Source organism: Fulvivirga kasyanovii (genome assembly GCF_009711405.1).
Lineage (GTDB): Bacteria > Bacteroidota > Bacteroidia > Cytophagales > Cyclobacteriaceae > Fulvivirga > Fulvivirga kasyanovii.
In genome coordinates this window covers 45340-55204 of sequence record NZ_SMLW01000671.1, presented here as the reverse complement: position 1 = coordinate 55204, position 9865 = coordinate 45340, and the positions used below count along the sequence as shown (strand labels likewise).

Sequence of the window (9865 nt, the reverse complement as noted above, 5' to 3'; positions counted from 1 at the left end):
AGATCGGTACTGATCAGTCCAATGATTTCCGCTTCCGGGAGCCATTCTACCCCTAAACCAGTTGGTGGAGCTTCCTGAACGCCCTGAGCCTCCGGTTGAAGCATCCTGATAGACGGGCAGGCCAAACTGCTGGTCCTCGGGTGCCAGCCCCATGGGATCGTTGAAGCTTATTGGGTTGTTAAATGCATACTGATACGGCGTAACACCACTCATCTGGTGGGTTAGCGCATCCGCTCCGGTAAACCTTCCTGTAGCAGGGTCATATCGCCTGAAGGGTGTCATGTACTGCCCGGTGTTTTCATCCAGTTCAGAACCGCTGTTATAGAGATACTTGTTTTTCAAACTCGTTACCCGGGTCCAGCTTGAGGCATGCTGCAAGCCAAAAGGGTAGTAATCTGTTACCGCTATTACCGGATGCTCATTGACTGTTATGCTCAGATCATCAAAGTGAACATCCACCAGGTATGGGTTCTCATTACTCACATATACCATGACATAGCCATTGGCAGGTGCTTCAAAGCCTTCAACTTTCAGTTCATCAAAGGGACGGTTGACGCCATCGCCCACCGGTTGGGTAAAGCCTGCACTCAGTTGGTCATACGCAAAAGTAGTACCATGCTCCAGGGAGATCACTTCTCCTTCCGGCAGGAACATCACATTCAGGAAAGCATATGGGGCGTTCTGATCCTCATAAGGGAATCCTGCACTTCCTATCAGGGAGCCTTCCCCAAAACTGTTGTGTATAGACTGGCTGCCTGTTTCAGCTACCCCTGTTGAGCCTGTAAAAGCCCCCACCAGGGTACTGGCAATGGAGGTTGTGGCTCCTGAGAGGGTCTCTGTTACTTCTACATATTTGGCAAAAGCCTTTGCCGTGACCTTGTCGCCTGCACCTACCGGAATGGCTATCACTGAGCCTACACGCTCACCCTCACTGCCACGTAGCAATTGGGAGTGCTTGGCCGTGGTACCGGCGTCGGTGTGGTCCATCAGGTTGTTCTCATGGGTGGTCACAGCCTCAAAAAGATCCGCATCATCGGGCATGCTTTCATTGTTCTCATAATTGAGTGTAAACACGATCTCTTTGGGCTTTGTAGTAAAGGCTGTCCGTGTGTTGCCCTGGTGGTCGCCTATAAAATACTGATACTCATAGCTACCATCAGTTGTGGGTACAATGCGCCCTTCAGCATGCATAATGTATTGAAGCAGATCGTTTTCGTAGATATAGCCTCCTGCATAGTCGGTACGCTTTAGCAGGGTGTTGGCATCGTCATATATCTCTTCTGCCAGTTTTTCTCCTGCACCTGTGTAAATGTACCGGATTCTGCTTCCGTCTTGTCGCGTTATGGTGTCTGGCAGGTTCAGGGTATTGTATGTGATCTGGCTTATCTCGTTGTTCAGGTCCCGGGTCATATTACCGTCCTGGTCGTAAATATAGTCATTGCCAGTCATATGTCCATCATCAAACCCAGCCTTACCGGTAGCCCCGTTATCGCTGATGCTCATAAGTTGGTGACCGTCATATACATAGGAGAGCTCATCCATATTTTCTCCCTGTGCTCCTTTTCTGTTCAGGGACTTGATATTGCCCCCGGCATCATATTGCAGGCCATTTACGCTATAGGCATCCATCAGGCTCTTACCTGCCTGGGTTACTTCAAAATAGCCTGCGGCCTGCAGTCTGCCAAAGTTGTCGTAAGTATAGTCGTAGCCTTTCTGTTTTACATTTCCTGCCTGGCCGCTACTCCAGGTCAGGCTGTTAATTTTTCCATCTAAAGCATTGTACTCGAAGGCCATACCAAAGTAATCGGTATTTTCATCATTATCAGCGCTTATAGTCAACGTAGGGTTGTTGATGCTGGTAAGCCAGCCTTTTATGTTATAACGATAGTCTATGGACTGGGCGAAGTTCAGTCCATCTTCGGCATGCAGTTTTTTATCTATCAATTGTCCCAGGGCATTGAATTCGTTACGCGTAAGTATTACGTCGGGGCCGTTGTCGATATTGTGTACTACTTCCAGAAGCCTGCCCTGATGGTCGTAGTTATAAGTGTAATGCTGGCTGATGCTCTGGTGGGAGGTTTCTACCTCCAGAGCCTTGCCTTCGAAGTCATACTTTACCGTGGTGACGTCGGTGCCCCCCAGGTGGTGGTCGTTCAGGTTTTGTATGGCCCTGCCACGGTCGTCATAATATACCACGGCATGTAGCCAGGCATTGTCCTGCCCAAGTACTTTTACCTTGGAGCCTGTTACGGCCCCTTTAACATGGTCATGAGCGTTTTGATGGCCTAACGCCTGCTGCATGGGGTAAGCAGAGGCGTGGGCAAAGTTGTAATCGTCATAATATACTATACTCAGGTAGTTGTTTTCATCGGCTTCCTGCGGGTAGGCATTGTTGGTATATCCATGTACCGCATTCCCCCTGTCTTCATGATATACGGAGCTGTTATGTACTGCCAGACGGATGGCGGCTACATCTGCGCTTAGTTCGGTAATACCGGTCAGGATAGTCCTGTTGTAGCGATCATACTTAACGAAAGACCATTCACCTGCCGACCTTGCCCTTTGATTGCCATTCTGGCTCAGCACAACGCGGTTTCTTCTATCGTATACCTGATACACAGGCGCTATGCCCGGCGCCTGGCTTTCTATTATTCTTCCGTACTTGTCGTAGGTGTATTTATATAAGTATTTTTGGATAAAGGTCTCATCAGGCTGATAATTGGCCTGTTCCAGAGCCAGTGGGGGTATGATATACACCAGCCTGTCGAAGAGGTCATACACATAATATTTACTTAGTGTTTCTCCGGTCGGGGCTATGCTTTTTTCCAATAGCACACGGCCTCTTTTGTCTACAAAGGTCTGGGCTTTTGCCCCCTGGCTGTCGACCACCTCACTCATGGATACCTGGCTGGCAGGGTACTCACTGGTGCTGACTGGTTTTCCCTGGGCATCCAGCTCCCACTTTCTGACTCCTGCTACATTGTTTTTCCAGTCATACCGGGTGGTATGGCCACCGGGTTGCCAGAGGCTGCCTGCACTTCCGGCTTCACGTATGGTGTGTAAGGGGCTGGCCTCGTATACGCTTGTGGCGTAGGGATCGTTATCGTGTGCTACTGCGGGAGTGTTTTGGTAAAACTGATATTGCTCACTGGCCTGGTAACCTCCTTCGGCGGTTAGTGCTTCTTTGTGGTAAGAGCCATCGGCCAGGTTACTTACATAAGGCATGTAGGCGGCTACGGGACGGCCAAACCGATCGTAGGCCGCGGCATGTACCACGTCCTGCCCTTGCGGCGAGGCTTGCAGGGCTACCTCCTGGAGGGGGCGCCCGAAGCCATCTTTGTAGGTGATGGACGATCGCTTATCTGCATTGTTGAGTGTAGAGAGGTCTGCACGGGCTACGCCGGGCTTCAGCACGCGGGTAATAGCGTGGCTGTTATAACCAGAGGAGGCAAGCATATCATCACTAATCACGGTGACAGTGACAGGTGTTGAGGACAGCTCGCGGCCGGCACTGGTAGCCCTTACTTCATAAACACCCGGAATAGAGGTGGTAATATGTTGCGAGGTGTAAGGTATTTGTACACCTCCCCGGTACCACTGGTAGGTATCGAAGCCTTCCAGCGCAGTAAGGGTAACGTTTTCACCGGCATACAGGGACAGGCTGCCGGATACATCAATGGTTGGCGCCATAGATGCGGTTACAGGCACACTGTTTTCAGACTCACACCCTGCTGCTGAAACGGTGGAAACCCGGAAGGTACTTGTGGTGGTGATGAAGGGGCTATAGGTTGCCGTGTTTGCTCCTGCAATGATGTTGTCTTCGCTATCATACCACCGGTAGCCGGAACCACTGCCTCCGGAGACTCTCAGGGTAACTGTACCCGGTCCATAGCGCAACTCATCGTGGGCAGTGGTGGGGCCGTCCGGGATGGTGTTTACGTTTACATTCACGGTAGTAACATCACTCCAGCAGCCCGTGCTACCCCTGGCCCTCAGGTATAGGGTGCCCGGTTGGGTGAGGTCTTTATAACTGTCATTGGCTGCGCCGCTGGTAGTGGTGCCGGAGGTCCAGTAGTAACTTATTGACGAAGTATTGGCAGGCTTATATACACGGGTGTCACCACAGTTTTCTGTCATCGAAGGTATCCCCGGAGTGGCAGGTTTGGTGCTGGTGGTTACATAGACCCGGGAAGATGAAGTGCTCCAAAGGCCGCTACTCGTACTATAGGCCCGCAGGTAATAATAACCGGAGCTGGTGGCTGAATAATACAAAGCTGAGGAGGACTTGGAGGTACCACTGGAGCTTTTTCCCTGCCAGTACCAGGTTACTCCACTTGGAGGTGAGCCTCGCTTGATGGTATAGGTGCCGTCGCAGTTGTTGCTATATAAAACCGGGGTACCAGGCGTACCCGGAGGGGGCACGGCTTCTACCTTCACATACAGCTTGGCGGTTTGGGTACCCGCAGAGGTATTGGCCGTACATTGTACATAACGGTTGGTGCCGGCACTGGTCCATTTTACCTGTACCCACCCCTGGTATTCACTTACTTTTTGTCCTCCATATACTGTCCACTGGTGGTTGCTTTGAGAGCTTGCCCCTATGAAGTAGTACATATGAGTGGTGCCATTGTCTACTATGGCAGGGCCGTCGATATAGGGGTCGGCGCTGCTACCGCCACCACCAAATTGAGCCTGTCCGGTGCTATAGGTTTGTAATATTACACTTATTGCTAGTATCAATACGGACCAAAACGGACGGGGTCTGGCATTATTCATTCTTAACAAGGGCGTTGTTTTATATATATTGATCATTATTATTTGCTCCAAGGGTATATATTAATTCGGTATCTCTCTCAACATAGGAACTTCTACATAGCTGGAATAGGCACCATTGGCATCCTTTACCCGCACGCGAACACTGAAGGCTCCTGAATAGGTCTCTCCACTCCCGGTGGTGGGAAAGGTGAATGCTTCCTGAGGTGCACTTCCCGTGCGGAGCAACTGCCAGGTGTCGCTGTCTCCTTTGGCTTCCCAGTACCACGTAAGGCTGGGTTTTCCATATTTTACCGCGGTGGTGATGGTATAAATATCGTCATCAACACCTGCACCCTGATAGTCGATCTGTACGGTTACGTCATCATCTTCCAGTACAGGTGCGGCATAGTCCACATTTACCGTCAGTGTGGCTTCTGGGGTAGCTGCATAATACTCATGGGTTTGATAAGCTGTTACGGTATAGGTACCAGGGGTTTGGTAACGGTGCTTAAAAGTGTTGCCATGGCTACCATCGCCATAGTCTATTACAGTTTCAGCATCAGGAGGGTTACTGTTCAGAACAGGAGAAAAGCTGGCTTCCTGATTTTGTATAACGTTGTATATGGTTGGGTTGAAGGCAAGGGTCATCGTGCCGGAGAGCAAGTGATGGGCTTCCCTTATTGTTTCTATGCCCTCAGGATGTTTTATAACCAGCCTGAGGGTTTTCCTGCCCAGTCTGTGAAACTGATAGTTTTGTGATTGTCCGGAGAGGCTGGTATTATCGTCAGGGAGCTCCCAGGTATACGTGGTACCTGTTAGGTTGGCTTCACTGCCTGATACACTTAGTGCCACCTGCCGGTTGCCCAGGTCTTCTATCTGTATTTCACCGCTAAGCTCTACATATACCTGCCTGGTATAAACGTCTATAATGTCTTCTCCATCACTAATGGTTAGTGTTACGGTATGTGCTCCTGGCTGGCTGTAGGTTTTGTTTACCGTTTGGCCATTCAGAGCAGCTTGTCCATCGCCAAAATCCCAGGAATAGTCCAGTGCAGATCGTCCATCGGAAGTGGCAAAGGAAAAGGCTGAAGGAGTTCCCAATAGTAGGGGTTGGTGCTCTATAAACCCGGCTATACCCACCACACCATAATTTAAGTGGCTAACAATATTCCCATCCTGGTCTTTTATCAGCCTTTTGCGATGTAGGCCATCATATTCATAGTATACTGACTGGCCGTTGACACCGGTGCTGCTGGTCAGACCGATATCTGGTTTGTAAGTAGAGGTTTGCATCAGGGCTCCTTCAGGGTAGAGTCGTACCTCATCGATCAATGCCCCGGTATTATTGATAGTTATGCTACCTCCGCTGAGGCCTTCCCATACATAATAGGTCCATGCAGGGCTGGTGGTTTTTGATTTACCCGCTATGGTGATGCTATGACCTGTGCCTTTGGCCCATAGTGCTACAGTATAGGTTCCTGCAGGTAAGCAACATTTGCTGAGCGAGCCGCTGTAGGAACGGTTACCGGTTTTGCTGTCATGTTCCTCAATCATATTGTCGTCCAGGTTTTCCCAGTTGCCGGGGGCAGTGGCTTCAAAGCTACCATATGCTATCTGGTTATGATGGGCATGGCTTACGCGTGCTATGGCTACTTTATCGGCGTAGCCATAAAGCATACTCTCATACTGCCCGGTCTTGTCGGTCACCTCTATAAGGGTGGCATCTTCATCATAGGTATAGGTGGCATTCAGCTCGTAGGGGCTTGCTGGCTCTCCGTAACCGTTATAGGAGGTCCAGTTGTTCGCGGGGGTTTCCAGTACTGCGCTGTAGTTACTCGACGGTACGATCATGTTATTGATGTGGTCAAAAAGGGTGACCTGGCTTCCATATAACTTTTCCGTGCCGTTTTCCTCTACCCATTGTTGCTGGTCAATGATAATGCCCAACTGGTTGAGGGATTTTATTATTCCCACTACTCCGTTCATCGCAGCATCGTCGAAGTCGGTCACTCGCCGGTACTTGGATTTGTAGGTCTTGCCAGTACCATCTACGGCCCACTCTTCGCGGGTAAGGTAGGGGTAGCTGGTATTATACAAATATTGCGTGGAAGACGAGGTGGCATTACCGGTAAGGGACTCTTTGCCATCATAGGCTACCCGGGTAGTGCCTTGCAGTGAAATTAGAGAGGACTGGTAGGTATAGCCTGCCATTTCCAGGTATTTACAGCCTTCATTGGCGGGCAGGTTGATTTTATCTACCAGACCAGACAGTATCCACCCTTTTACGGCCGTCTTGGGGGTGGTGATATAGTTATAGGTAGTTTCTTTCACGGGGTAGTAACCAGACTGATAGTAGCGTTCCACAGTGGATTTTTTGAGGTAGCCTTTTCTTGGTTCAGTTACGACGGGAGGTACTCCGGGAAGTGGTGTTTGCTCATAGCTCGATGATGGCAGGCCGGAGTCAATAATGTAGCCATAGTTAGGTTCATCGGAGGCATTGTAGTATTCATAGATTACCCTTCCATTTGAAGGTTGTTGCTCCTCACCTTCATATACAGTGACATAATCATACCCTACGTACCCTCCCTGAGCTGAGGTGGCCAGTGGTACTACACTGGTAGATTGTGCAATAAGGTAAGTGCAGTTGTGTACTGCCACTACGTTGTTACCCAGGTCCGTCTCATAGTAGGGCATATCACTATAGTAATAGTATTGGGGCCTGATCATCAATCTGCCGGAAGAAGTTGTAGTGCCAGGATCGGTGTATTCATACCTTTTTACCAGGGAAGGGTTCAGCCCCTGTCCATCTTTTTCTACAATTTTTTTGACCCGCAGCCCACCTCCATGAGAGATGTAGCCCGGAACTCCAACTTTCGTATATGTATTATAGTTTACCGAAATAGAGGCTTTTTGACCACCGTTTTGATGGTCGACATTTCCCGCATAGTCTACCCACATTTCATAATTGCCCATAGGAAGCGTAAGGGACTGGGTACCGGAGATTTCGCCTACATCCGGCAGATTCTTGGTAAAAACTATTGCCCCCGTACCGGTGTTTTTGATATGAACTGCGGTTTTAGTGGTTACATTGTTGTAGGTTTCTTCGGTGCGTTTCAGGTGATAGTTCACCTGCACAAGGCTGTTTTCGCGGTTCAGACTGAAGCTGGATGTACCGGTAACTTCATTGCCCGCACATTCGGTAAAGCCTCCATAACAAAGTTCGCGGCTCTGGGGCACGGGCTCATACGTATAAGTCTCTGTAACAGTGTAAGGCTTATACTGTTGAGATTCATAATCGTACTCAGTGATACTACCCTGAGGGTGGTCTATACGATGGAGTACACCGTATTTCACTTTCTCAATATCGGTGTCGCGGTTAGCGCCATCATAAAAATGGGTAGAAGAAGTGTTAAATGCCGGGACCAGATCTTCATTATTGGCAGCATTATAGTATCCCCAATGGTCCTGGGCGTAGGAATCTACACCTGGAAGCAGGGCTTTGTTGTAGTAGCCGAATCGGGTTGGACGCAGCATACTGCCATCTTCTCCGCTCTCCTGCATACTCATAAGCCATAGGCGCTGTTTGGAGGCATCGCACTCATATTGAAAGGAAATTTTTTTGAGTAACTCATCCTGGTTGTGGTATATTCTAATCGCGTCTACCTTTTTTGCGCCGGGAAGGTCGCACCGCTCAGATGTCACAAACTCTATTCTGGAGTCGTTTAGGATGATTTCTGCAGGGTAGAAAGTGGTAATGGTCTCATTCCTTTCTACTTCTGTGGTTTTACTTTCGCAGGCAGTACCTTTGATCAGGTGGTGACGGGTTTTTAGTGCGGGAAGGGGTTGTGTAAAAGATACCTGCTCATAGTTAAAAACGGCCACTTCACCGCTTAGGTCAGTTATTTTCTTTAAATACCAGGCTGTAGCTACATCATTGCTGGTTTCTACATGGCTGGCTCCTCCAAAAGTATATTGGGTACCGCTCAGGGTCGTAAGTACCCATGTGCCTGTAGGCCCATCCGGTTTTTCTATTTTAAGCCCGAACTGGTCCAGCACCACCGGATGGCCGTTGTTGTCAAATACAAATTTGCCAGAACCTCCCGGAAACGTAAAGTAAAAAATATCGGGACTGCTATCACGGGTACCTCCAAGCATTTGTTCTACTTTGTTATATTGGTCAGTGCCATTCACAAGGCAGGATTTATTCAGGTCCGTAAGGTCAGCAACGGGCATATTCAGATGCCCCCGAGTATCAAAATCATCTATGCCTCGTACCACCCTACTGATCGTACCTCCGGCTGAAAGAGACCAGCCAAGCCCTACACTGGAAGCGTAGTCTTCCACTTTTACGCCTCCGGCATGGTAGCTCATCGATAAGCCCACTGATAAGCTGTGGCTGTCAATACCTCCTACAGGGAGACTAATTCCTGGAATACCGGAATACAACCCTACAGGGTTTTGTGCAAAGCGGTTGGTGGCAGCCACGTCCGGGGATTGTCCTTGTACAACTCCTAACTGCAGCCCTAACGAAACCAAAAGAAAGAATAACACTACTAAAGAGGATGAATACCCCTTAAACAACAAAGTATTAGACATTAGATAAATTTATTGGTTAATAACTGTTGAATATGTAATAAAACGGTTCTTTACAGGAAACACGCAAGAAGCTTGTAGCCTTGACCTCAGTGGCTCAACTGATGAACAGGGCAACTTAATAGTTACACGAAAAGCAGTCTCAGGTGTAGCCGGTTCGAATGCTGCAGCAGCATGCTCCCCAAAGAAATGAAAAATTAATTGCAGAATACCATTCCAGAATACAGGTTGGATAAGGTGGATAACTAATAATGAACCGGTCATAAACGCTTTTTGAAAATTTTAACACCAACCTGTAACGCCACAACCTGCCCTGCCCATCACCTTTACCGGTCCTGGTATTTTATTCTTTATTTTTGTTTGTCTAAGTTCTACAGAAATGCTGTACATATGGGGAGTGCAAGCGGCCTGTGGAAAAATCGCCCGCAATAAAAGTATTCAATCCCTGAAATCAAAATATATACTAAATTAATTTGATTATTTTATGACCTAACCTGCAGTATTTAACTTATCTCAG

At 48.6% G+C, this 9865-nt stretch carries 2 protein-coding genes; both read right to left on the bottom strand.

Annotated elements, in window-relative coordinates:
* A partial coding sequence (locus tag E1163_RS27695; protein ID WP_221418096.1) for a DUF6443 domain-containing protein occupies window positions 1–4776 on the bottom strand: 4776 nt, incomplete at its 3' end.
* 60 nt (window positions 4777–4836) lie between these two features.
* Window positions 4837–9351 carry a PKD domain-containing protein gene (locus tag E1163_RS27690; protein WP_155176574.1) on the bottom strand — a complete coding sequence of 1505 codons (4515 nt, stop codon included), beginning with the start codon at window positions 9349–9351 and terminating at the stop codon, window positions 4837–4839.
* Between the last annotated feature and the right edge of the window lie 514 nt (window positions 9352–9865).